This is a genomic window from Stenotrophomonas sp. Bg11-02 (assembly GCF_002836635.1).
Classification (GTDB): Bacteria; Pseudomonadota; Gammaproteobacteria; order Xanthomonadales; family Xanthomonadaceae; genus Stenotrophomonas; species Stenotrophomonas lacuserhaii.
In genome coordinates, this window is sequence record NZ_PJAY01000028.1 from 1 (window position 1) to 614 (window position 614).

Annotated in this window: 2 protein-coding genes; both read right to left on the minus strand. The window is 65.8% G+C overall.

Features of this window, described 5'->3' with window-relative positions; translation table 11 throughout:
* Positions 1-3: 3 nt before the first annotated feature.
* Entirely contained in the window at positions 4-222 is a 219-nt protein-coding gene (locus CXG43_RS01315; protein WP_101098364.1) for a hypothetical protein, read from the minus strand.
* A 1-nt stretch (position 223) separates the two neighbouring features.
* A partial coding sequence (locus tag CXG43_RS01320; RefSeq protein WP_198551368.1) for a terminase gpA endonuclease subunit occupies positions 224-614 on the minus strand: 391 nt, incomplete at its 5' end.

Here is a 614-nt window from a genome sequence, read left to right on the forward strand (position 1 = left end):
GCCTCAGACATTGCCGCTGCCCGACTGGTAGAGGCGGATGGTGCGCCGCGCGCGCGGCCTGCCAGGCGCCTGCGCCGCCATCTCGCCGCGCATTTGCCGGAGCGTGATGCGCATCTCCTTCAGGCTCTGATAGGTGACGGTGCGATCGGCGTACCGAACGGTCAAGATGCCGCTGGCGATCGCGCTTTCCAGCGCAGCGATTTGCTCATTGGTGAATGCCATATCAGCGTCCCAGGTACTTGCTTCGAATAACGCGTCGGGTGCGCGTGCGCGCCGGCGGCGGCGCAACGTCGTCAGCCCTGACATCGGGGTTTTCGTCCCAGTCCGCGGCCCATGCCGGCGGCGCCTTCCAGTCGATCGACGGGACCTTCAGCCAAAGCGCCAAGCCCTCGGCGTACACGCTCAAGTCGAAGGCTTCGTTGCGGCGTCCGGCGAGGTTCTTCCAGCCATTTGCTGTGCGCGTCTCTGCGGTCAGCTCTGCGTAGAAGGCATCCGGCAACCAGTCCGGGTAGTGGTAGAAGCCAGGGCCCGGCTCGGCCCGCTTGACGTTTGCGTCAACCGTGTCTTTCAGCCGATCAGCGTTCAGCAGCAGCTGGGGAACGTCGCCGGCGGAG

What these genes read in the sequence shown, in the direction of transcription:
- CXG43_RS01315 (WP_101098364.1), bottom strand. Translation starts at nt 222, where the DNA reads ATGGCATTCACCAATGAGCAAATCGCTGCGCTGGAAAGCGCGATCGCC.